The sequence below is a fragment of the Chloracidobacterium sp. D genome (assembly GCF_018304685.1).
Taxonomy (GTDB): Bacteria; Acidobacteriota; Blastocatellia; order Chloracidobacteriales; family Chloracidobacteriaceae; genus Chloracidobacterium; species Chloracidobacterium thermophilum.
This window is the reverse complement of the sequence record NZ_CP072634.1, coordinates 1,112,206-1,135,850: the sequence shown is the minus strand read 5'-3', so window position 1 is coordinate 1,135,850 and position 23,645 is coordinate 1,112,206. Positions and strand designations below refer to the sequence as shown.

Annotated in this window: 20 protein-coding genes and 1 tRNA gene; 16 read left to right on the top strand and 5 right to left on the bottom strand. The window is 61.4% G+C overall.

Features of this window, described 5'->3' with window-relative positions; all coding sequences use genetic code 11:
* Positions 1-6: 6 nt before the first annotated feature.
* From J8C01_RS04755 to J8C01_RS04720, 8 genes are all read left to right on the top strand, one after another.
* Positions 7-564 (top strand): hypothetical protein, encoded by a 558-nt coding sequence (locus J8C01_RS04755; RefSeq protein ID WP_014099470.1) that lies wholly within the window; start codon positions 7-9, stop codon positions 562-564.
* Positions 565-686: 122 nt separating this feature from the next.
* Positions 687-1,286, top strand: coding sequence for a globin family protein (locus J8C01_RS04750; protein WP_187288420.1), 600 nt, complete (start codon positions 687-689; stop codon positions 1,284-1,286).
* Complete coding sequence (locus J8C01_RS04745; RefSeq protein WP_014099468.1) at positions 1,283-1,921, top strand: hypothetical protein; 639 nt, start codon at positions 1,283-1,285, stop codon at positions 1,919-1,921. Before J8C01_RS04750 ends, J8C01_RS04745 begins: the two co-directional genes overlap by 4 nt.
* 149 nt (positions 1,922-2,070) lie before the next feature.
* Entirely contained in the window at positions 2,071-3,807 is a 1,737-nt protein-coding gene (locus J8C01_RS04740) for a serine/threonine protein kinase (protein WP_014099467.1), read from the top strand.
* Between the two features lie 322 nt (positions 3,808-4,129).
* Entirely contained in the window at positions 4,130-5,044 is a 915-nt protein-coding gene (locus J8C01_RS04735) for a S1C family serine protease (RefSeq protein WP_014099466.1), read from the top strand.
* A gap of 72 nt (positions 5,045-5,116) precedes the next feature.
* The gene (locus J8C01_RS04730) at positions 5,117-5,566 is read left to right on the top strand and encodes a DUF4870 domain-containing protein (RefSeq protein ID WP_211432558.1); all 450 of its coding nucleotides are present in this window, start codon (positions 5,117-5,119) and stop codon (positions 5,564-5,566) included.
* A 30-nt stretch (positions 5,567-5,596) separates the two neighbouring features.
* Positions 5,597-6,961, top strand: coding sequence for a circularly permuted type 2 ATP-grasp protein (locus tag J8C01_RS04725; protein WP_211432557.1), 1,365 nt, complete (start codon positions 5,597-5,599; stop codon positions 6,959-6,961).
* Positions 6,962-7,093: 132 nt separating this feature from the next.
* On the top strand, positions 7,094-7,642 hold the full coding sequence (locus J8C01_RS04720) for a GNAT family N-acetyltransferase (protein ID WP_211432556.1): 549 nt from the start codon (positions 7,094-7,096) through the stop codon (positions 7,640-7,642).
* Here J8C01_RS04720 and J8C01_RS04715 read toward each other — a convergent pair.
* The 3 genes from J8C01_RS04715 to J8C01_RS04705 all read right to left on the bottom strand — a co-directional run bounded on the left by J8C01_RS04715 (position 7,639) and on the right by J8C01_RS04705 (position 11,064).
* Positions 7,639-8,469, bottom strand: coding sequence for a 1,4-dihydroxy-6-naphthoate synthase (locus J8C01_RS04715; RefSeq protein ID WP_211432555.1), 831 nt, complete (start codon positions 8,467-8,469; stop codon positions 7,639-7,641). The genes J8C01_RS04720 and J8C01_RS04715 overlap by 4 nt on opposite strands.
* Positions 8,429-10,012, bottom strand: coding sequence for a hypothetical protein (locus J8C01_RS04710; protein ID WP_211432554.1), 1,584 nt, complete (start codon positions 10,010-10,012; stop codon positions 8,429-8,431). The genes J8C01_RS04715 and J8C01_RS04710 overlap by 41 nt, the downstream gene beginning before the upstream one ends.
* A 74-nt stretch (positions 10,013-10,086) precedes the next feature.
* On the bottom strand, positions 10,087-11,064 hold the full coding sequence (locus J8C01_RS04705; RefSeq protein WP_228374073.1) for a DNA-methyltransferase: 978 nt from the start codon (positions 11,062-11,064) through the stop codon (positions 10,087-10,089).
* 237 nt (positions 11,065-11,301) lie between these two features.
* Between J8C01_RS04705 and J8C01_RS04700 the strand changes: the two genes are divergently transcribed.
* The 7 genes from J8C01_RS04700 (at position 11,302) to J8C01_RS04670 (ending at position 19,454) form a co-directional block, all read left to right on the top strand.
* Positions 11,302-11,988, top strand: a complete 687-nt coding sequence (locus J8C01_RS04700; protein WP_014099458.1) for an esterase/lipase family protein — start codon at positions 11,302-11,304, stop codon at positions 11,986-11,988.
* A gap of 113 nt (positions 11,989-12,101) precedes the next feature.
* The gene (locus tag J8C01_RS04695; protein WP_211432553.1) at positions 12,102-15,701 is read left to right on the top strand and encodes a two-component regulator propeller domain-containing protein; all 3,600 of its coding nucleotides are present in this window, start codon (positions 12,102-12,104) and stop codon (positions 15,699-15,701) included.
* Between the two features lie 64 nt (positions 15,702-15,765).
* Positions 15,766-15,842: transfer RNA gene (locus J8C01_RS04690), tRNA-Pro, on the top strand.
* 101 nt (positions 15,843-15,943) lie between these two features.
* Positions 15,944-16,699, top strand: coding sequence for a 5'/3'-nucleotidase SurE (surE, locus tag J8C01_RS04685; RefSeq protein ID WP_014099456.1), 756 nt, complete (start codon positions 15,944-15,946; stop codon positions 16,697-16,699).
* A gap of 9 nt (positions 16,700-16,708) precedes the next feature.
* On the top strand, positions 16,709-17,476 hold the full coding sequence (locus J8C01_RS04680; protein WP_211432552.1) for a lysophospholipid acyltransferase family protein: 768 nt from the start codon (positions 16,709-16,711) through the stop codon (positions 17,474-17,476).
* A 41-nt stretch (positions 17,477-17,517) separates the two neighbouring features.
* Entirely contained in the window at positions 17,518-18,474 is a 957-nt protein-coding gene (era, locus tag J8C01_RS04675; protein WP_014099454.1) for a GTPase Era, read from the top strand.
* 80 nt (positions 18,475-18,554) lie between these two features.
* Positions 18,555-19,454 (top strand): 50S ribosomal protein L11 methyltransferase, encoded by a 900-nt coding sequence (locus J8C01_RS04670; RefSeq protein ID WP_211432551.1) that lies wholly within the window; start codon positions 18,555-18,557, stop codon positions 19,452-19,454.
* Between the two features lie 74 nt (positions 19,455-19,528).
* Here J8C01_RS04670 and ccsA read toward each other — a convergent pair whose 3' ends face one another.
* The gene (ccsA, locus tag J8C01_RS15580; RefSeq protein WP_211432550.1) at positions 19,529-21,160 is read right to left on the bottom strand and encodes a cytochrome c biogenesis protein CcsA; all 1,632 of its coding nucleotides are present in this window, start codon (positions 21,158-21,160) and stop codon (positions 19,529-19,531) included.
* A gap of 332 nt (positions 21,161-21,492) precedes the next feature.
* On the opposite strand from ccsA, the gene rfbB reads away from it, so the two are divergent.
* Entirely contained in the window at positions 21,493-22,500 is a 1,008-nt protein-coding gene (rfbB, locus tag J8C01_RS04660) for a dTDP-glucose 4,6-dehydratase (protein ID WP_014099451.1), read from the top strand.
* Between the two features lie 41 nt (positions 22,501-22,541).
* Here the strand turns inward: rfbB and J8C01_RS04655 are convergent, their stop codons facing one another.
* On the bottom strand, positions 22,542-23,636 hold the full coding sequence (locus tag J8C01_RS04655; RefSeq protein ID WP_211432549.1) for an HlyD family secretion protein: 1,095 nt from the start codon (positions 23,634-23,636) through the stop codon (positions 22,542-22,544).
* Positions 23,637-23,645: the final 9 nt, after the last annotated feature.

The following is a 23,645-nucleotide window of genomic DNA, read 5'->3' as shown; positions in this document are numbered from 1 at the left end:
AACTCCATGACCACACTGAGCCTGTCACTCCCCCAAGACCTACTCGACGAGCAGGAAGCCCTGCTGGCGCGCATCGCACGGTGCCGTGAAAAACTCAACCTGGCGATGCAGCGCGCCCGTGTAGCCCTGAGTCTGGAAGATACGGCCGAGGCCTTCTTCAAAGAAATGGTGCCTTGGACTCAGCGCGGCGCGGCGGCAGTGCGATCCGTTGTTGTTCGTCCGTCCACGACCCGTTTGACGGCCGCTGCCCGCACCACTGGCGCGCTACCGCTTCCAACAGCCCTTACACCCGGGGTTGCATCGGGTGAAGCTGCTGCGCCGGCTCCGGTTGTCACCCCGCCAGCAGCAGTAGCGGCCTCTGTCGCGGCTTCCCTGGTCGTAGGTACAGCCGATACAGCGGCTGCCGACGAAGAAACGGCACTGTCCTTCTTCCAGAGTATTCCCTGGAACCCAAGCGGCGGCGGCACGCGCTCCGGGCGCTCTCCCTGGTCAAGCGCCGGGGCAAGCGACTTCCTACGTGCGGCGACCGAAAGCGCCGTGCAGGCTTCAAAGTCCAAAAACTAGACCCGTTTCCCTGCAAGTGACTCCTTTCCCTGCAAGTGACTCCACGGATGTTTGTAGAGGGTCGTGGTTCATCAATGCAGGGGTCTTCCGCACCAAGGCTTTTTTGGAGGTTATCCACATCTATGACATCGCCTGCCGTGGCACTTCCCCCACATCGTCACCCTGAGCTGGCGAACATGTTCCGGCAAGCCGAAGGCAAGTACTTCACGGACGCCGAGTTCGCCAAGCTGGAAAGTCTTTACCCCAACCTCAAGGCACATATCGAAGCAGCCAAAGACGTACGTGCCAAAGAAACCGGCATCGTGGGACGCAGCGTGAAAGAAATCTACACGATGTACCCCTACGAGCAGCACCATGAGCATGCCACGGCAAAGTGTGTCCGTGATGCACGCTATGTTCTGTCTTATGCCACGCTTTCCATGCTTATTGAGGATCCGCGCTGGTTTGAAGACAAGCTGCTTATCTGGATGAAGACCATTCTCCAGGCCTTTGAGTTCCCGGAAACCGGTCAGACAGAAGCCATGCGGGAAGCCTTTTCCAGGATTGACCCGACACTGGCGGCAAAACTCAAGTCTTTCAAGGGCAAGGTCAAGTCCATCTATCACATGTATTATGTCGTCAAGCGCGAGTGTCAGCAGGAGTTGCAGCCCACAAGTTTCCGGCTGATAGCTCCTTATCTTGACCTTGCCATGAATGTTTTGTCGGAGGATTACGGAGCATGACAACAGCGGATTTGCTTGAAGGTCTGGAGACCTTTTTTGACGAGAGCCGGATTGGCTTCGACCTGCGCGAAGGCGTCCTGTGGAATCCAGCCAAGACGCGCCTGTGCCTGCTCTCCAATGATTTCCTGACCGGTGTTTACAGGGCGGTCAAGGATGAGGCAGGTCCGGCCTGGCCCGTTATCTTCAAAACCTGTGGACGCATCTGGGGCGAACGCATCATGCGCCGTCTGGAGCGGGAAGCCCAAGTGGTGGGCAACCTCCAGATTCGTGAACTGCCGGTGAGCATGTTTCTGCGGTTTTTCCGCGAATACTTCGTCTATCACGGCTGGGGACTGATGACGATTGATGTCTCACGGGCGCGTGAAACAGGTATCGTGACGGCGGCGCTCGAAGACTCCATCTTCGCCGAGGTCATCCGGGACGAAGAAGAGTTTTCGGACCCCATGATTGCCGGGATTCTCGCTGGCATGCTGGGCTATATGAGCGGACATGACCTTGATTGTGTCCAGACAGAGTGTATCTCACGCGGCGCTGAAGCCAGCCGCTTTGTGGTGACTGGCGCGGCACGCCTCCGTGGGATCAGTGAAAAAATCAAGTCCGGCATGACGCACGAGCAGGTCGTGGAAACTGTCTAGGATCGGTTTTCCTGGTATGCGCTCCCGGCTTCTGTATTCCCCCGGCACGTACCTTCCACAGGGCCGGTATGGTTTGGCCGTCACTTGCCGGTTGCTATCCGTAAGTTTTACTCTCAGCGTTCATTTTGCCGGCCGGTCATCCCCCCGCCATGACGTACGAAACGCTCAAGGTTATCGGTAGCGGTGCCCATGCCATTGTCCATCTGGCACGTGATTCAACCACCGGCGAACTGTATGCCATCAAGGAGTTTCTGGGCGGCGGCAGGGCCGCCCAACTCTTTTTCCGCGAACTGGCTTCCCTGACGACCCTGCAACATCCAAATGTCGTCCGCTGTGTTGACCTCATTTACGGACAGGGCAACACACGCAACAAGCTGGTGCTGGAATATGCCGCCGGTGGCAGCCTGCGCGACCTTCTCAACCAGCAGACCGCACTGCCGATGGGGGAAGCCATCCGGGTGATCCGGGATGTGGCCGCCGGGCTGGCCTATGCCCACAGCCGGCAAATCCTGCACCGCGATCTGAAACCTGAAAACATCCTGGTCTTTCCCGACCCGACCACCGGTGCCAACCGCTACAAGATTGCGGACCTGGGCATCGCCAATCATCTGGCCAATGTCTTCGACCAACAGAAGCCAAACGGCTCGCCGGCCTACATGGCGCCGGAGCAGTTTTATGATTTTTCGACCTATGCCAGTGATCTGTATTCTCTGGGGGTGATTTTCTACGAACTTCTGACCGGAGAGCGTCCTTTCCATGGCCTGCCGGAGGAACTTTTCACCAAACACGCCAAGGAACCACCTGACTTGAGCCGGATTCCAGAGCCGGTACGCCCCATTGTGGCAGCGCTCTTACACAAAACGCCTGGGGAGCGGATGAAGTCGGCCCAAGCTCTTCTGGAAGCCCTTGACACGCTCGACGGTCCGGCGGCGTTGGTGCCAGCGCGTGCTCCCGATACCGCCAGGAACGCACCCAGTGCTGACACGGGACTCGAACAAACCCAGCAACTCGAACCCTGGTTTACCCTCGAACTTGCCGGCAGCCAGCAGCTCTTTGTCATCAACCCACTCCAACGCCCGGCTGTCTATATCGTGGATGCCCGCACAACCGGCTTTCTGGAACTCGACCGGCGGCGCTTTGTGCCCTACTTCCTGCCGGAGCGCATCACGGCAACCGCCGTGCCCCACGCTGAGGCGACAACAAGCTATTTCGCCACAAACCGCAGCCTGTACGCGCTTGCGGCCGGTGACATGTCGCCCCGGCGACTGTTTTCACTCCCCTTTCCTGTAACCAGTCTGGCGGTGACCCCGGCCGAAAACCTGTTTCTTCTGGCCAACGACACGCGCCTGTCCGGCTACTCGCCGGAGGGACGGCAATGCTGGGAACTGGAAGTGTGTAACTACTTGCAGGCACCACAGCTTCTGGTGCTGGGTGACGATGACATCCTGGTGACATCCGGCCCCATTCGCCCCAAAGTGATGTGTCTGGACGCTTCCGGCCGCATCAAGTACCAGATTCCGTTGGGATCACCGGCCTTGGCGCTGATGCCCTCGTCGGTGGGGGGTGATTTCCACTTGGTGTTATTTGGTGACGGCGACCAGCAGCCGATGCGCTTGGCCACCTTTACCGGCGACCGCGAATTGGCGGAAATGGATTTGGGCGAAGCCGTCTATGCCACGAAAAACCACAGCCACTTTGTCACCTTCTTTCACGCTTCCGGGCGGGTTTCGCTGATTTCAGACGGATTGCCAATTGCCGAATACCAGCCACGCGGTATGATACTCGACGATGCCTGGGTGCCAGCCGCCCGCGCCTACGTCAACATCGAACGGCAGACGCCGCGCACCCTGGTCAATGTGTTTCGCCTGACCACGACACCCCACTGAAGCTGGAAGACCAACTGCTGATGTATCGCAAGCCACGTTTTTTGGAGAAACTTCACGCCATTCGGGAACAACTTGCCGAAGTCTGTGGCTATGACGCAGAACAACTTGCGGCCCGGCTACGGTGTGAAGACACACCTGCTACGCCATCCTCCGATGAGCCGACCTCCGATTCCCTTCCCCTCTGGGTGCAATCGCCGTCGAGCCAATGACCCTGTTTCGTCTTCAGTGCTGTGCCTGCCTTCTGGTGTGGTTGGGCTTACTCTTGTCGTCTCCCCTTGCGCAACAACCCGGCGCACGCCCCAAACCACGGCCTCCGGCCCCAGTGCCGCAACTCCCCAACATTGCTGATGTCGTAGCGCGCACAAACGGCGGCGTGGTCAATATCCAGTCGGTTTCCGAAGACGGGGGAACCTCGATTGGCAGTGGCTTCTGCCTTGATGCCAAAGGCGAAATCGTCACCAACTTTCACGTCATCCGGGATGCCCTCAAAATTGGCGGTCCCATTCTGGCTGTCACCCAGGACGGTCGTATCCTGACGGCCAGTGTCCGGGGCTACGATGAAGCCACTGATCTGGCGCTACTTGAAGTTGACCTTGGACAGCAACCGCTTCCGACGCTTCCGCTGGGTGACAGCGATGCCGTGCGTGTCGGCGACTGGGTCATTGCCATTGGCAGCCCCTTTGAACTCGACCACACGGTGACGGTTGGCATCATCAGCGGCAAGGGCCGGAGTGGACTCGACGGCGCTTATGATGATTTTCTGCAAACCGATGCAGCCATCAACTTTGGCAACTCCGGCGGCCCGCTGGTCGCACTCACGGGCGAGGTCATCGGCATCAACACGCTCGTTCTTGCCCGTGGACAGGGCCTGGGTTTTGCGATCCCGGTCAACATTCTGAAAGAAATTCTTCCCGATCTGCGCGCAATGGGCCGGGTGCGCCGCAGTTCGATTGGCGTCGAGGCTGTGGACATATCCGCTTTGGACCGGCGCGGGCTGGGTTTGACCGGCGCGGTCCGTGGAGTACGGGTGGCAAAGGTTGAGCGGGGTCTGCCCGGCGATCAGGCCGGTCTGCGACGTGGCGACATCGTCGTCACCGTCGAGGGAACGCCGGTGATGTCGAGTGGTCACTTCAACCGGCTCATTGCCCGCAGCCGTCCGGGAACGGCCATTCAGATTCGCATCCGCCGCGAAGAAAAAGAATATACGGTTGCCGCCATCCCCATCGAAAAGAAATAATCCCTGCGTTTCAGCCCGCCACATCCACTCGCAGCCGAGTGGTAATCTCCACAAGGAGACCCTTGCTACCCTATGACCCCGCAGAATCCCTACGGGCAGATGCCTTATCCGCCCTCCCAGCCATACCAGCCGTCCCCCATGATGCCTGGCGGCGGACAACCTCCCGGCCCCCTGGGGCTGCAACCCAATGTCGCCGGACTGCTGGCTTATGCTCCCTGCTGCATCGGGCTGATACTGTCCATCATTTTTATTGCTGTGGAAAAATCCAACCGCTTTGTCAAATTTCACGCCTGGCAGGGACTGTTTTTTCACCTCATCGTAGCCGTCATTGGAATTCTGAACTTAATTCTGGGCATGGTGCTCGGTCAAATCAGCGGTGTTCTGTCGCTGCTTTCGACGCTTTTTGTCCTGGTTATTTTTCTGGCCTCCCTTGGCGCTTCCATTTTCCTGATGGTCAAGGCGTACGGTAATGCAATGACCAAGCTGCCGCTTCTGGGCGATTTGGCTGAAAAGCAGTCGTAAGCCGGCTGAAATCGGCTGTGCCTATCTGCCATGCAACCTGCTATTGATGACTTTCACCGGCTCATCACGGAAGATGCTGCGGCAGCCCGGGCGGCCGTCGGGCAACTCGATGCCGCCTTCCTGGCCCGTGGCATCCTGTTTGCTGGCAAAGCGATGCCGGCCCATTTGCGTCCACATTTCTTTTCCCGTGAGCAACGCCGCCAGCTTGAAACGGCTGCCGCCAGTGTGCTTCACGCCGCCCTTGCGGCTGAAAAAGGGCTGTTCGGGGGCAACCGGGAAGCCCTTTTCGAGGCGCTCCGCATTCAGGATGCCGAGCGCCAGTTGCTGCGAACCGATCCAGGCTATGACAACCCGGTGGTCTGGACCCGTCTGGACGCTTTTCCAACGCCAGACGGCATATTTTTTCTGGAATTCAACCACGATGCGCCGGCCGGCGTCGGCTATTCAGCCGCGATGACGGAAATTTATCTGGATTTGCCCATTGTCCGGCGTTTTGCCGAACAGTATGTCCTCGAATCCGACGAACCACGCCCGGCGCTGCTGGCGGCGCTGCTCGCCACCTACCGCGACTTTGGCGGACAGGAGCATCCCAATATCGGGATCGTGGACTGGACGGACGTTCGCACCTCCTCCGACCAAATCATCCTGCGGGACTACTTCATCCGCGAAGGCTACCACGCGGTCATTGCCGATCCGCGCGAAGTCGAACTGCGGGACGGCCGGCTCTACGCCGGGGATACCCGCCTGGACATCGTTTACCGGCGCGTCGTGACGAGTGAACTGCTGACCAAACTCGATGAAACCCGTGACTTCACAACGGCCTACGAAATCCGGGCGGCCTGCTTCATCAACTCGTTCCGCTGTCGCGTCAGCGAAAACAAGGCTTTCTTCGCTTTTCTCACCGACCCATCCCAGCTTTCCTTTCTCTCTGACGAGGCCCGCACCACGCTGCTGAAGCACCTTCCCTGGACGCGCATCGTGGCGGAGCAGCACACCACCCTGCCCAATGGCCAGCGCGTGGACCTGTGCGAGCATGTCGCCTGTCACCGCGCAGCATTCGTACTCAAACCGGCCGATGCCTATGGCGGCACCAATGTCTATGTCGGCAGCGAAACCGATGACGCCACCTGGGAGCAGGCGCTGCGCCGGGCCGTCCGGGATGATGCCCTCTGGGTGGTGCAGCAACGGGTGGCAACACCCGTCGAGACCTTCCCGATTCATCACGCGGACGGGACATTCACGTTTGAGCCGATGAAATACAACGCCAACCCGTTCTACCTTGGCGGGCAGATTGCCGGAGCGGTCGTGCGGACATCCCAGAGCGCCGTCATCAATGTCAGCGCCGGCGGCGGAAGCATTCCAACTTTTACTGTTGCGCCACGCCAGTCAGCATAACCTGCCCCACACCACGCGGGTGCTGGTCAACCTCTCCCGGCAATGCCCTATTCCCGGCGGTACTCCGGTCATCCGGTGCCGCTGGCCCACGCTGGGACACGATCCACTCTGGTTGCCAGGAGAACACACGCCGTGATCAATGACGAGCTTCGCATTGCGGAAGTGACCGACCCCGACACCATCCGGCGCATTCAGCGCCTGCGTGCGGAGTGCTGGATGACAACCCGGCTTCCGGCAACCGTTTTTCCTGACGGCCAGTGGCGTGATCCCGGCGAGGAAAAGCCACCGTTCCGGCACTGGGCGGCTTTTGCCGGCGCGCGACTGGTTGCCGCTGGACGGCTTTCCATCCACGAACGCCTTGAAGAAGCTCCCGGCGGACACCTGTTTGCCCAACTTCCCGTCGCGATCACGCCACCCATCGCTTCCATCAACCGCCTTGTGGTGCACCCTGACGTCCGCCGTCAGGGACTGAGCCAGCGCTTTGACGACATCCGGCTGGCAGCCGCCCGCGCGGCCGGGGCCAGAACCGTGCTTGCCTACTGGTCACGGGTTACGGGACTGGCGCGCTACCGTGGCCTCGAAGCCCTGGGGTTCAGGCGCGTCAGCGACTTCGATTTCTTCAACGAGCCACCCACCGGACTCGTCACCGCCATGGTGCTTTCATGGCTGCCACCCAGCTAAACCGCCTGGCTGGCACCCGGCGGTGATGCCAGTCGCTGGGCATACTGGTGCAGGGTTTCGATGGCCTGCCGGCCCTCGGCGCCCAATTCCCGCGTGAAATCGTTGACGTAGAGGGCAATGTGCTGCGCCTGAACTTCCGCCGACATTTCCTGCGCGTGAGCAGCAATGTAGGGCCAGATGACCTCGGGATGGGCATCGGCATAGGCCAGGCTTTCCCGAATGGCCTGGGTCACAACCCCCTGAGTGGTGTCATCCAACGTCTGCCGGGCGGCAATGCAACCCAACGGCAGGGGCAGCCCGGTCTGATGTTCCCACCATTCGCCCAAGTCCACCAGGCAGACCAACCCAAAGTCTGGATAGACAAAGCGGCTTTCGTGAATGATGACGCCGGCATCGTAAAGCCCCCCGGCCACCGCCGGCATGATGCGCTCAAACGGCAGTTCAGCGGCAATCGGCGCGTCGCCGGTGAAAAGACGCAGCAGCATGTGGGCCGTCGTCAACCTTCCCGGAGTCACCACCTGCTTGTTGCGTAGTGTCCCCAGTTCCATTGGCTCACGGGCAACAACCAGTGGGCCGCAGTTGCGTCCAAGTGCCGCGCCGACTTCCAGCAGGGCGTACTGCGCCGAGACCTCCGGCGTCAGCCACGCCGCAAACGACAGCTTCGTGACCTCCAGCCGGCCTTCCAACGCCCACTCGTTGAGGGTCTGAACGTCGGCCAGCCGGATGTCGAACGCCAGCCCCGGAACGCGGACAATCCCCAGGGCCAGCGCGCCAAAAATGTACGTGTCATTCGGACAGGGCGAATAGCCCAGCGTCAACGTCGGCATGGGTGTTCACCTGACTTTCAGGGGGATCAAAGCGTTGAAAAATCTGGAGTTGTCCGCCATCGGGGGCCGGCAGGGCGGCTACCCGGCGGTAGTACCGGTCCAGCCACCCGCCTTCACGCAGCGCCGGCAGGATGTCCCACGTGGGACTGGCAACATACCACTCGGGGAGCAGGGTCCGCAGGGGCCAGGTCAGGTCCCGGCGGGCAAAGTGTGGCAGAACTTCCGGCGTTGTCAGACCGCACAAATCCACGATGCGCTGCTCGCTGTAAAACCCCAGGTAGCCGACTTCGTGAAAGGCAACCCGGTCTGTGGGCCGGGCATGAACACGCAACCAGGCTACCAGCGTCCGGTAGGAAGCCGCCCGCCAGTCGCCGTCGTACAGGACCACGGCTCTGGCTGCCGGCCACAGTATCCAGGCCAACCCACAGATGGCGACAGCCAGCCCCAGCCGGTGTCCATACCGCGTGAAACGCCTTTCAAGCATTTCCCAACACGTGACCAACCCCAGCGCAAACAGTACCTGAAGCGAAAGAAATACCGGCACCTGATACCACCAGTAACCGGCCACCCCCAGCGCGGCATATCCCCCCACATAACCCACGAGCCACAGGGGAAAGACGCTCCAGCGGAGCCGCCGCCGGAAGGCCGTCACCAACCCCACGACGACCAGCGCCCACCACACACTGAGCAGGGGATACCCTGCACTTGCCCCGCCCCAGGTGCGCCACCAGTTGGTCAGCAGCTCATGCGTGAAGCTCGGCCATCCCAACGCCGCCTGAGTTCGCTTGGCAGCCAGCGTCGCCGGCAGTACCTGCCCAAAGGTGCGGTAGGCATAGATCGCCCATACCGTCAACACCAGCATAAAACCGGCCAGCAACCGCCCGACGTGCGCGAGGAAATACTTGCCCCAGTCCCGCCAGTCTTCCGGTTCTGACTCACCTTCGGAACCGACGAACCGGCGATACCCCAGGGACAGCCCCATGACCCCCAGAACCAGCACACCTTCGCCACGGGTCAGAAACAGCAGCCCGGTCACAATCCCAGCCGGAAAGGCTTTGCCGGCCAGGTGCAGTGACAACGCAAGGATCAGCAAAGCGTGAAACAGAAAGACCTCCGAGCCGAGAACCCCCAGCGGCCCGGCCCAGCCACCAAGCAGCACGGACACCGCCACAAGGCAGGCTGACCGGTCATCCAGATGCCAGACCCGGCGAAACACCCAGAACATCCACCCGGCCGCCAGCCACGCCAGCACCGTTGCCCAAACGGCCACCACATCCACTGGCACCTGACGCACGAGTGCCGCGAGCAAGGCCACCAGCAGAGCAAACAGCGGTGTTGTCGTGCCAAACGTGGGCGGCGGGTGGTTGAACACAAAACCGCGCCCGGCAGCCAGATTTTTGGCGTAGGTCAGGGTGATGTAGGCGTCGTCGTTGAGGTTGAACCCCTGCCCCCAGCCACACCAGACCGGAAACAGGCTGGCGGCAGCCAGCGGCCCCCAAACGGCAAAGGGCAGACGCAAACCACTGGTGACAGACAGGGACATGGGCTGGGTTCCATGCTGCCTTTCTACGCAACGGCAGACTGGAAACGCAGCCTGTGCAACAACCCGTTTGCCGGTCAAGCTGTTTTTCGCCGGCGCATGGCTGGTGTGGCTGAAGCTTCGGTCAGCGCCGGGCCTGGCCGCGCAATCATCGGCGCCAACCGCTGGTCAAAAGCAATCGGAGCTGCCTCAATCGCTGCGGCTGACGCAGGAATGGCGTAGTACGCTTGCAGATAGGGCCAGTCACAATCCCGAATCGTCACCAGATTGCCACGCACCTGACTGACCCAGACTTCCCCAATCCGCGACGTAGCCTGCGTCTGGGACAACCGTTCCCGGGCGACGGCGACATAGCCAGCATCAATCTCGATCCCCAGATAGTGCCGCCCCAGCTTTTTGGCGGCAACCAGCGTCGTGCCCGTGCCGGCAAAGGGGTCAACAACGACATCTCCGGCGTCAGTCGTCATCAGCAGCAATCGTTCGAGCAGGGTTTCCGGCAGTTGGCAGGGATGCGGGTCACGGCGTGAGGCATGCTTGACACGGTGCAGGTCACTCCAGACATCGGAAACGAGCGGCCCGAAAGGATGTAACCCGTGTTTTTTCCCGCCATAGTCCCGGTGCAGGACACCACACTTGCGACAGCGCCGGTGCGGGTGGCGGATTTCATAAAACTTCTGCTGCCGTTTGTCCCGTGCATAAAACAGAATGCCGTAGTGACGCGGCATGAGCGTCTTTCCCAGCGGCATCCCCAGCGCCTCCCAGGCAATCCAGTGGCGGAAGTCAGCCCTTTCGTTGAGAAAGGCGGCGTAGTGAGTCAACCACCGGGGAATGTTATGAACCACGATGCTCCCCGTTGGTTTGGTGATGCGGAGCAGTTCCTGCAACCACCGCCGACACCAGTCGAGATATTCGTCACTGCTCCGCTGGTCATCATAGCTCCGGTATTTTTTGGACAGATTGAAAGGCGGGTCGGCAAAGGTCAGGTCAGCCATTTCCGACGGCAGTTGGCGTAGCACAGCCAAGCAATCGCCGTGCACGACGGTATCGAGGGTCACGACACACACTACCTCCAGCGGAAGTTCCCCTGGAAACCCCTGGCTCGAAACCCTGGTTTAGTCCCTGGAAAGTCAGGCCCTCGAAATCAGGCCCTGGAAAACAAGACCGCCAAACCCGGCAGGCAGCCCATAAATGGGCAAAAGCGGCGGCAACAGCGTGTGTATGCGCTATATTCAATAACAGTCCTGGGAAACGCAACCCGGACGTCACCCGCCAGCCCGTCCCCAACCACAACCATGCCTTCCCCCATTGTCATCGTTGCCGGTCACTTCCTTGAATGGCGGGCTTATCTTCCCCTTGCCAACCGTCTGCGGGCCGAACCCTTCAACCGGCAGGTGTGGATTGCTCCCATTGAGCCTTACCACTGGTGGCAGTCCTCCGGGGCCAACTTCCGCCCGGTCATAGACGTGATGGCACAGTGCATTGAAACCGTCGCTGAACAGACCGGTGCGCCGGTCACGGTCATCGGCCACAGCGCCGGCGGGCGGCTGACACGGAAGTTTCTCGGCGAGGATGACTACTGCGGACGCCGTTACGCCGGCCATCGCTTCGTCACCACGCTGGTCTGCCTTGGCACGCCGCACCACAGCTCGGCCCCGGCCAGTTCGGTCTCGACCCGCTGGGCCAATGAGCACTATCCCGGCGCGTTTTTTGCTCCGAAAATCCGCTATGTGAGCGTGATCAGCCGGTACATCCGGGGCAACCGTGAAGGAACGCTGGCTGAACGGACAGCCTATGCCCTGTATGAAAGCCTGCTGGGTGCGCCGGGGGATGTCTGGGGCGATGGCATCGTGCCGGAACCCTGCATGGCGCTGGAAGGTTCGGAAGTCATCCGGCTTGAAGGCGTGTATCACCTGCCCGTTCCGCTGCTGACATGGTACGATGACCCAAAAATTCTGCCCCGCTGGGCCATGAACATCTAAACGGTGAAGCCATCACTCACATCTGGTGGGCAGTGTCCCTGTTCTCACGTCCCCCGGCATATAACAGCCTGTCCCACAAAGCCTGAACAGCCGGCCGACGGCTTCCCGATGACATGTCCCGATTAAGTGCGCATCTGTTCGGAATCGGTATCTGGGTGTGCCTGTGGTGGGCGCTCGGAATGGCCTCCGAGGGCCGTTCGCTGCGTGACTACACGCTGGATGCCTGGCGGGATGAACTGCCACAGGCCGCCGTGCTGGCGCTGGCGCAGGACCGCCAGGGCTACCTGTGGATTGGCACCTACGAAGGTCTGGTGCGCTTCGATGGCGTCCGCTTCGCCACTTTTGACAAACGCACCACGCCTGCCTTCCGCAACCATAACATCCGGTGCATCTTTGAGGACCGCGACGGCACGCTGTGGATTGGGACGTTTGGCGGCGGCGTCGTGCGCTACCGGGATGGCGTCTTTGAAGCCCTGACCACGGAACAGGGACTGGCCAGTGACTTCGTGCTGGACATTGCCCAAACCCCGGATGGTGCGCTCTGGTTCGCCACCAGCCGTGGGCTGACCCACTGGCATCAAAACCAGTGGCAGACGCTGACGATTAAAGATGGACTCCCCCTCGACAGCCTCCAGCAGCTTGCCCTGGCCCCCGATGGAACGCTCTGGATTGCCACGTACGGGCGCGGGCTGTCCGCCCTGCGGAACGGCGTCTTTCACAATCATTCCCTCAACGGCGGCAAACCGAACGACATCGTTTTTGCCCTGCATGTCGCGCGGGATGGAACGGTGTGGGCCGGGACGAACCAGCAGGGGCTGCTGCATCTCGATGCTCAAGGGCAAATTCTCACCCAGTATGCACGCCGGACAGGCTTTCCCGATGATGCCGTTCATGCCCTGTATGAGGATACTGACGGGGCACTCTGGGTCGGTATCGAAAATGGTGGACTGGGGCGCTTCTCGCAGGGACGATGGGACTGGCGCACCCCCAAAGATGGGCTTCTGCACCGGTTTGTACGGGCCATCTGCTGCGACCACGAAGGGAGTTGCTGGGTCGGCACGAATGGCGGTCTCAACCGCCTGCGTGAAGCCAGGATCGTCAACCTGAGCACGTACCATGGGCTGACCGATGCGAATGTGCGCGTCGTCCTGGAGGACAGCCAGGGCCGGCTCTGGGTCGGTCTCGATGAAGCTGGCATTGACTGCCTCGAAAAAGGACAGTGGAAGCACTACGGGCTGGAAACCGGCATGAAAACCCTGGGCGTCCGGTCCATCACCGAAGACACCCAGGGGCGTATCTGGTTCGGACTCAACCAGGGAGGCATTCTCTGTTTCGCCAACGGACGGTGGCGCTCCATCACAACGGCCGACGGCCTCACCAACGACAACGTCTATGCCGTCTGTGCCGCACAGGATGGAACGCTCTGGGTCGGAACGGTCGGCGGCGGGATCAATGTTCTGCGGGAGGGGCAAGTCATCCGCACCATTGACGCCCAGAGTGAAAACATCACCGGTGGCAACATTCGCGTCATCGCGCAACTGCGCGACAACGCGATGTGGATTGGCACCAACGGGCGCGGTCTGATTCGCGTCCAGGGTGAGGACATCACCCGTTTCACCGTCAAGGAAGGGCTCCCCAGCAATCTGGTTTTTGCCCTTCATGAAGCTGCCGATGGCACACTGTGGATTGGCACCGGCGGCGGACTGGCCTGGTACCGCGAGGGACGTTTTGGGACGATCACTCACAAAGACGGACTCTTCGACGACACCGTGTTTGCCATCCTTCCCGATGCCGCCGACAACTTCTGGATGAGCTGCAACCGTGGCATCTTCCGGCTCGACCGGCGGGAACGCGAAGCTTTCCTGTCCGGCGCACAATCCCAGGTCAACTGCACAACGTTTGATCTCAGCGACGGTATGGGGGCCAACCAGTGCAACGGCACGTCCCAACCCTGCGCCATGCGGTTGCGGGACGGACGGCTGGCCTTTGCCACAATCGGCGGACTTGCCCTGCTGGCTCCCGAACGGCTGCCGTTCAACGCCCAGCCGCCGGCCGTCGTCATCGAAAGTGTCATCACGGAACGACAAACCTTTTTGGCGCCGACCCAGGTGGTCATCGAACCCGGCACCGGGAAATTCGAGATTCACTACACGGCGCTCAGCTTTCTGGCGCCCCAACGGATGCGCTTCCGCTTTCGGCTCGAAGGCTTTGACGAAAGCTGGGTGGAAGCGGCGACGCGCCGTACGGCCTACTACACCAACCTCCCGCCGGGGACGTACCGGTTCCATGTCACGGCCTGCAACAACGACGGCGTGTGGAACGAGTCCGGCACAACGGCGACCCTCGTGGTCAAGCCGTTCTTTTACCAGACCCTCTGGGCCCGTGGGCTGGGGCTGCTGGTGCTCAGTCTGCTGGTTCTGGGTGGATTTCGCTGGCGCACGCTGACGCTCCGGCACCGGGCTGCGGCCTTGGAGCGGCAGGTTGCTGTCCGTACGGCGCAGCTCAACGAAAAGAATGCGGCGCTGGAACGCGCACTCCAGGAAATTCAGGCGGCCCAGCAGGAAGCCAACCTCAAAAACCGGGAACTGGGCCGCAAAAATGAGGCGTTGCTGGAGCTGCACCGCCAGGCCAACGCGATTTTCACCGCCCTGACGGATGTCCTGCCGGGAACGGTCATCGCCGGCAAGTACCGACTGGTGAAAAAGATTGGCGGGGGCGGGTTTGGCGTCGTCTATCAGGCGGAACAAGTTGCCCTGCAACGCCCGGTGGCTATCAAGATTTTTCGTCCCAGCGGCAAAAACGCCACGACAGCCAGTGTCGAGCGTTTCCGGCGCGAAGGCATTTCGGCCTGCCGCATCAATCACCCGAATGCGGTCAGTGTGATTGACTTCGGCGTGTCGGAGGATGGCATTGCTTATCTGGTCATGGAACTGCTCCAGGGCGTTTCCCTAGCCACGGAACTGAAACTCTGCGGGGCGCTCCCGGTTGAACGGAGCATCGCCATCATGCTGCCGGTGTGTGACGTGCTGGCCACGGCGCATGAGGCCGGGGTCATTCACCGCGACATCAAACCGGACAACATCTTTCTGCACCAGACACCGGAGGGTGAAGTCGTCAAGGTCGTGGATTTCGGCATTGCCAAGTTGTTGGAGCCGGACGCCGACGACCCGCTGGCCGGGATCACCGAAACCGGCGGCGTCGTGGGAACGCCCATCTACATGTCGCCAGAGCGGCTCGATGACCGTCCCTACGATGGGCGCTCGGATGTCTATAGCGCCGGAGTCGTGCTGTACGAGATGCTCACCGGGCGGGTGCCCTTCCCACCCACTGGCAAAGGCACGTTGGGCGTCATCATTGGACACCTCAGGCAGCCCCCGCCGCCGCTGGAAGGTATCCCGGCAAAAGTGGCCGACGTGGTTCTGCAGGCGCTGGCCAAGTCCCCCGACGCACGCCCAACGGCGCGCGAATTTGGCAACCGTCTTGCCGCGGCCGCCGGACTGCACGCTTATCGCAGCACAACCGCCACGACCGGGCGGCTGGCTGGCCGCGTATCCTCCACTCCAGAGGAAGATGACGGAGTGACAGTACTTCCCGAATCGCAGGACACATTGCTGCTGGAGCGGTCGCAGACCGATGCAAGCCACGCCCCCGACACGCAACCAACCAAGGCCAACCTCGCCGGCGCGAACCGAACAGACGAACAAAACCGGTGAAGGCGTGACAAGCGGCGTCGCTTGTGATTGAATGGTGGCTTGTCGCTGATGGCGGCACGCCTGACGGGATGTGGCGCAGCCTGGTAGCGCGCACGCTTGGGGTGCGTGAGGTCGCTGGTTCAAATCCAGTCATCCCGACCACGTTTCACACGGCGAGACGGGGCTTCCCGCCTCGCCGTTTTGCTTTGTCACAGTGCCAAACACACTTGGCACAGTTACCGAGTTGCGCTATTGACTACGCCATGCCACTCATTTTGGTCACGAATGACGACAGCATCTATGCCTCCGGGCTGCGCGCACTCGTCGAGCAGCTTCAGACCCTGGGCGAAGTCATGGTTGTTGCCCCGGCCAGCGAACACAGCGGTTGCTCCCGCTCGGTGACGCTGGGGCGTCCACTCCGCATTCGCAAACAGCGCGAGCGGGACGGCTGGTATGCCGTGGAAGGGACGCCAACAGACTGCATCGTGCTGGCGCTGCACTGGCTTCTGAAGGGCCAGCCCCGCCCGGACATCGTGGTTTCCGGCATCAATCGCGGCGCCAATCTGGGCGATAGCGTCACCTATTCCGGCACTGTGGCTGGGGCGCTCGAAGGTGCAGTCAATGGCATCCCAAGCCTTGCTTTCTCGCTCGTTTCGCGGACAGAGTTCGATTACACCCACGCAGCGCCCTTTGCTGCCCGCCTGACCCGCAAAGTCCTGCAGGCCGGCCTTCCCAAACACACCCTGCTGAATGTCAACATTCCGCCAGGGCCGATTCGCGGCTACCGGTTCACCCGGACCGGAACCAAGCTGCTTTGTACCAACATCGAGGAACGGTTTGACCCACGCGGACGGCCCTACTACTGGATTGGTACGGAAGCCGACGGACGCGACGAAGCGCCGGACGTGGACTACACGGCCATTGCCGAAGGGTTGGTGGCGATCACCCCCCTGCGCAATGACCTCACCGACCGCAGCGCCCTGGCACACCTCAAAAGCTGGGAAACCGAAGACCTCTGAAGGAAAAGTATGAAGATCATCACCGGGTTACGCCTGGCAGCAACCCTTCTTCTGGCGGCACTGATTCTGCTCGTTCCGGCCTGGATTGCCCTTCCCTTCCGGCAACCCATGCGGACGCGCATCATGACGTACCCGTTCAAGTTCTTTTCCTACCTGCTGCGGTGGGTTTTCGGGGTGCGGCTGACGGCCGAAGGCCACGAGCACACCCGTGGGCCGCTGACGCGCAATCACCTGTTCATCAGCAACCACCTGAGTCTGGCCGATACGCCACTGCTGCTCTCGCTGAGTCCCTATCCCTTCATCGGCAAAAAGGAAGTGCTGCGCGTTCCCATCATTGCCTTTGCCGGCAACATTGGCGGCAACCTGCTGTTCGACCGGGCCGACCCGGAAGACCGCAAGCGCGTCCAGCGCGACGCCATCCGGCGTATCCGCGAAGTCAGCTCGATCTACCTGTTTCCCGAAGGCACCCGCAGCAAAACCGGCGAACCCAAGCCCGAACCGTACTGGGGACTCATCTGGACGGCCTGGCAGGAAAACATCGCTGTCGTCCCGATTGCCATTTTCGGCTCGGAAAAAATTATTGAACAGCTCACGACGCGGGTCTGGATCAGGTACGGCCAACCGCTGCTGCCCGCCGATTTTCCAACGAAGGAACAATTTGCCACGGCCTGCTGGCAGCGGGTACGGGTGATGTTCGATGAACTGAAAGCCGCAGCGGAAAGTCTCATACCGGGCAGTGCTGTCCAACCGTCCCAGGAACCCGGCTCCGCACGGTAGCATCTCACCAGTCCGCGTCACGGTAGCTGCAATAGTAACCTATGGAGCGCGAAGTTTCCTATGCCCCGCTGATACCCGCCACGGAGCCTGCGCCGGAGTCTTCGGCTTCGCCTGACCTCCGCAGCGGCTTTGTCGCCTTCATCGGGCGCCCCAATGCCGGCAAATCCACGCTTATCAACTACATGGTCGGAGAGAAAATCGCGGCGGTCTCCGACAAGCCCCAGACGACCCGCACCCGTATCCTGGGCATCGTCACGCGCCCGGAAGGGCAAATCGTGTTCGTGGATACGCCCGGCGTCCACAAGCCGGGCTACCGGCTCAACAAACGGATGATGCAGGCCGTTCTTGACGCGCTGGCGACGGTGGACATCGTCGTGCTTCTGCGCGATGCCTCTGTCTCCACGGGCAACGGCGACCGGTTTGTGCTCAACCTTGTCAAACAGTCGGGACGCCCGGCGCTGCTGGCGCTCAACAAGATTGACCGGCTCGGCGACAAAAGCAGGCTGCTGACGCTGATTGACTTCTATCGCCACGAACACGATTTTCTGGATTACATTCCCATCTCGGCACTCACGGGTGAAGGAACGGATGTTTTCCTTCGCTGCCTGCTGACGCATCTCCCCATCGCGCCGCCGCCCTTTGCCGAAGACGATCTGACGGATCAGACCGAACGTACCCTCGTTGCGGAATTTCTGCGCGAACAACTGCTCCGGCAGCTTTCCGACGAACTGCCTTTCGTCGTGGCGGTGGCTGTCGAAAAGTGGGAGGAGCGGGAAGACGGCAGCCTTCACCTGGCCTGTGTCATCCTTGTGGAACGGCAGTCACAACGCGCCATTGTCCTGGGGCGCGGCGGCCTGCGCCTGCGGGATATGGCCGCTGCCGCCCGTGCCGAGATCGAGACGATGCTGGGCCGCCACGTTTTTCTCGAAATCTTCGTCAAAGTCGAGCCACACTGGCGTAACAACGAACGCTGCCTTGACGAACTGGGCATTCGCTAGGCGGCCTGCGTCGGCGGGAGCACGGCCGCGATTGCAGCCAGTTCCTTTTTCGGGCGTAACGCGCATGATCGGATTCGAGGATGGACTTCTACATCGTTCACGTCACCGTCCCGGCCCACACCGCTGAAGCCATTGGCGAGACCTTCTGGCAGGCTGGCGCCCAGGGTCTCGAAACCGTCGCCGAGACGGACACCAGCACCACCCTGCGCGCCTACTTCCCGGAAGCCCCGGCGGCCGAAAACCTGCTGGCGGCGCTCGAACACACACTGGCGGCATTTGACGACCACGAAGGGCATCTCCGGGATTTCGCCATCGAGCGCCGTCCGCATGAAGACTGGCTGGTGAAGTGGAAAGCCGACTGGAGGGTTCAGCCTGTTGGACAACGGTGGCTCATCGTTCCACCCTGGCAACGCGCTGAAGCCGCAGCCAATCCCGAATGGCAGGGCCGCCTGCCTCTTGTCATTGAACCCGGCATGGCCTTTGGCACCGGCACGCACGCCACGACCCGGGCCTGTCTGACGCTGCTTGAACAGCTCCCCACAACACCGGAGCGGTTGCTCGATGTGGGCACCGGAACGGGCATTCTGGCCATTGCGGCGGCAAAGCTGTTCCCCGCTGTGGTGTGCAGCGCCTGCGATACCGACCCCGATGCGGTTGCCATTGCCGCCGCCAACGCCCAGGGCAACGGCATTGGTGAGCGCCTTCAGATGCACGTCGGAAGCGTCACCGCCTACCCGGACGGCCACTTCGATCTGGTGCTAGCCAACCTGACCGCCGAGGTCATCACGGCGCTGGCATCGGATTTGGCGCGTGTTCTGCGTCCGCAGGGACACCTCATCGCGGCCGGTATTCTCAGCGAACGACAGGCCGGCGTAGCAGCAGCTCTGACGACCGCCGGGCTTGACCTGCGGCAGACGCAGACCGACGGCGAATGGTGGGCCGCTCTGGCCCAGCGCCGCCCTGGTGACACACCAGCATAACGCGCCCAAAGCAGCCTTGCCCGAAGAGTGGACGGCCGCTTTGGGCTGCTGTGCGAAGAACTGACCGGTTGGGTTTAGTCCACGCCAGCGTAGGAATGCAGCCCCGGTAGCAGGAAACTCACGCCCAGGTAGGTGAACAGCACGAAGATAAAGCCCAGAACGGCAAAGTAAGCCGAGGTGCGCCCCTTCCACCCGTGCACGATCCGCGTGTGGAGATACCCCGCATAGGCCAGCCAGGTCACAAGCGCCCAGGTCTCCTTCGGGTCCCAGCTCCAGTACGTCCCCCACGACTCATTCGCCCAGACCGCCCCCGTCACCAGCATCATCAGCAGCAGCGGAAAAGCAACCGAAACCGTCTTGTAGGTCAGATCGTCGAGCGTGTCGAGACTCGGCAGTTTTTCGAGCATCGCCGCACCGCGCCAGGCAAACAGGACGACAAAGACCGTACAGGCAATGAGGGTGAGAATGGTCGCCAGCTCGACCGGATTTGAGTTGAAGCTGATTTCCAGGGCACTGGCATTCTGGTTCAGCCAGCGCGCGCCTTCCGCCTGAAGCTGCTGTGGGGCAAGTGTCGCCGGGTCAATGTCGGAACGCTTTGCCAGCCAGGCCCCGAACGCCTGATGCTGCCCCGGATGAATGGCTGCGTTGATGTCCATCGGTGATTTCATCCGGTAGAAAATGGCACCAAAGATGAGCACCTGCACAATGAGCGCCGCCACCATGAGGCGATTGCCCCACTGCCGCGCCAGTTGGTCATTGCGGAAGAAATAGACCGCCAGCGCGATACCTGCGGCGGCATACACCAGCCAGCCAAGCTGCATGAGCATGCCCACACCGGGCAGCGTCGCCCGCAGCGCGCCGCCGCCGGACAGGTTGAGGCCGCTGCCCATCCAGCGGACACCCAACCCGTACGTGCCGGTCGTCAGCACCTTGAAGTCGCCAATCGTGGCGTAGGTGACAAGCCCGAAGATCGCCACGCACAACGCCATGCTTTCGATCCGCACTCCATCCTTGAGCAGATACAGCAGCGCGATGCCAAAGCTGACAAGACAGACGCCGTAGCTGATGGCCGCAATGCTGACGTGAATCGGACGCCAGTAGCTGCGCAAAATGGGTTGCAACGTGGTCACTTCGCTGCCCAGAAAGACGACGAGCGTGAGCGTCAGCGCCGCCAGCGGCATCGTCACAGCGCCGATGAAACGGTATTTGTCCTGCGTGGTCAGGATGAGGCTGGAAAGCACGGCAAAACCCGTAAAAGCCAGCCCGATGTCGTAGAGGTTGTTGAGCGGATAGGTATGCGTAATCTTTTCCATCAGCGGCAGCGTGTGCCAGATGGCCTGCATCGCCGGCTTGGTCTTCTCAAACTCGATGTACTCAATCCACCGGATGCCCCACGCGGCAAGGTTCATGACGTAGCCAAAGGCCATCGTGCCGATGCCGATGCGCTGAAGCAGCGACTCGCGTCCCAGCATCCACATGACGAAGGCCGCCGTCGCCCCCAGGTAGGCAAGCAGCGCCAACACCGTGAGATTCCCTTCCCTGAGCACGGTCGGGGCCGTCCCGAAGGCGCGCACCAGAACCAAAGCCGTAGCCGCCAGAATGGGAACGACAAACAGCAGACTCCGCGGCCAGGCTGATGCCTTGGCTTCCGGCGATGAGGGCGAAGAAGTCAGGGATGACTCCAGTTTGAGCGCATCAGTTGACATTGCAGGTCCTCGGTGGGTGAAACATACACAGGCTTTGCCGTCACAGGCTTTGCCGTCGGGGGGCGGGCGCAGGTAGCCAACGGATACCAGACGGACAGTGCCACGTAGTGGTCGTGGCCGAAACGTGTGAAACTATACCGAGCGCCGGCCGGAGGGGCAACCCGTGGCGGCCACCTTGTTCCTTTCTTACTTTATACCCGGCACAGACACCACCCCCGGCAGCAGACCGGACGTTTGTGTGCCCGGAGTGGCCCGCCTTTGACCGTGAAACTGTGCACCTGACCGGGTGCGTGCTATATCGTCCGCAAGTCTTTACACGAGGCACTTATGCTATGGCGCTTTTCATCACCGGCGGCGCCGGTTTCATCGGTTCGGCTTTCATTCGGTCGTGGATCAAACACTATCCGGCCGAAACCATTATCAACTTTGACAAACTGACCTACGCTGGCAACCTCGACAACGTGGCCGAAGCCGCACGCCACCCAACCTACCGCTTCATCCACGGTGACATCTGCGACGCCGAAGCCCTGCGTGCCGCTATCCCTGACCGGTGCGACGCCATTGTTCACTTCGCGGCAGAATCCCACGTGGACCGCAGCATTCTGAGCGCACGCGAGTTCATTCTGACCAACGTTCTGGGGACGCAGGTCCTGCTCGATGTGGCGCGGGAAAAAGGCGTCCGGCGCTTCCTGCACATTTCCACGGATGAAGTGGGGGGCAGCATTCCCGAAGGACGGTTCTTCTGCGAGGATGACCCACTTGTACCCAGCAGCCCCTATGCTGCCAGCAAAGCCGCAGCCGAACACCTTGTGCGCGCCGCCGCCCACACGTTCGGACTTGATGCCATCATCACCCGTACGAGCAACAACTACGGCCCCTATCAGTTTCCCGAAAAGCTTATTCCGCTGGCGCTGACCAATGCTTTGGAAAACCGTCCGATTCCGGTCTATGGTGACGGCCAACAGGTACGCGACTGGATTCACGTGGACGACAACTGCGCGGCGCTGCGGGTCGTTCTCGAAAAGGGACAACCCGGTGCGACCTACCACATCGGCGGGCGCTCTCCACTCCCCAACCGGACGGTGCTGCTGACCCTGCTTGACCTGCTTGGAAAGCCGGCTTCCCTGCTGACCGAAGTCGCCGACCGCCTGGGGCACGACCGGCGCTATGCCGTGGACTGTTCCCGAATCGAACGTGAGCTGGGCTGGCGGCCGCAGATTCCTTTTGCCGAGGGACTGGCGCAAACCATTGCCTGGTATCGTGAACACACGACCTGGGTGGCGCGTGCGCGCAGCGGTGAGTATCGCCAGTACTACGCCCGGATGTATGGCGCGCTCTGACGGCGTGCCGGCTTCATTCGGCGGCCCCAGCGGGACCCGGCTTACTCGGCATCAATGAAGACATCCATCTGCTGCCCGACATAGACCGGAAAGGCTGGCGGCCTGAAACGGTAAATGACCTGGAGCACCCGCACATCCACCCGTTCGGCATTGTCGCCGGTCAGGCTGCGCTTCGGCAGGATATAGGGATCAATGCGCACAAACTCCAAATCCACGGTTTTCGTGGCGTCCCCCTTGAGGCTGGCCGTGGCCTTGAGGTTGGGCCTAATCCTTGAAGCATTGATTTCATCCACATCCACACGCAATTGCAGGTAGTCCGTATTGCCGAGCAGCACGGGCGGGGTGGCAGGCGTCATAGGCAACGTCTCCCCCACGCGGACATTAACCTGAAGCACCTTTCCATCCTGTGGCGCCACAACCGTCAACCGCGACAGGTTCACTGCCAGTTCGGTGCGCTGGGCGCGCAGCACGGCCACCTGGGCTTCGGCTTCGTGCAGCCGGGCTTCGATGCTGCGCACCTGGGCTTCGGCCTGGTCAATCTGGGCTTGCGCCTGGGCGACTTGGGCCTGGGCCTGGGACACCCGCGCTTGGGCGGCATCCCTGGCCGCGCGACTTGAAATGAGCACCCGTTCGGCAATGTCGCCGGCGGCATAAAGTTTTTCGTTGCGGGCAACAATCTGCTCGGCATCCACCAACTGTGCTTCGACGGCGGCGAGATTGGCACGGGCGCTGTCCAGGTTGGACTGGGCAACGCGGACGGCTTCTTGTCCATTGGACAGGTCAGCCTTGGCCGTGGCGACAGCGGCCTCGGCGCGGGCAATGTTGGCATCCGCAGACGCCACCCGGGCGCGCTGCTCCCGGTCATCAATCTGGTAGAGCCGGTCGCCAGCACGCACCACGTCGTTTTCTTTGACAAACACCGCCGTGACCAGTCCCGGAAGCGGCGGCGCAACGCTGACGTTGCGCGTGGCGGCTTCGACAATCCCGGCTCCGGCAATACGGCGGTCAAAGCGGCTTTCGGCCGGTGGAGACACGGGCGGAGCCGCTATCGGCTGCCGCGCCGTGGCAATGACCCACCAGATGGCAAAGCTCAAACCGACAATTGGCAACACCACGGACAAAACTTTCTTGATCACGGCTGTATC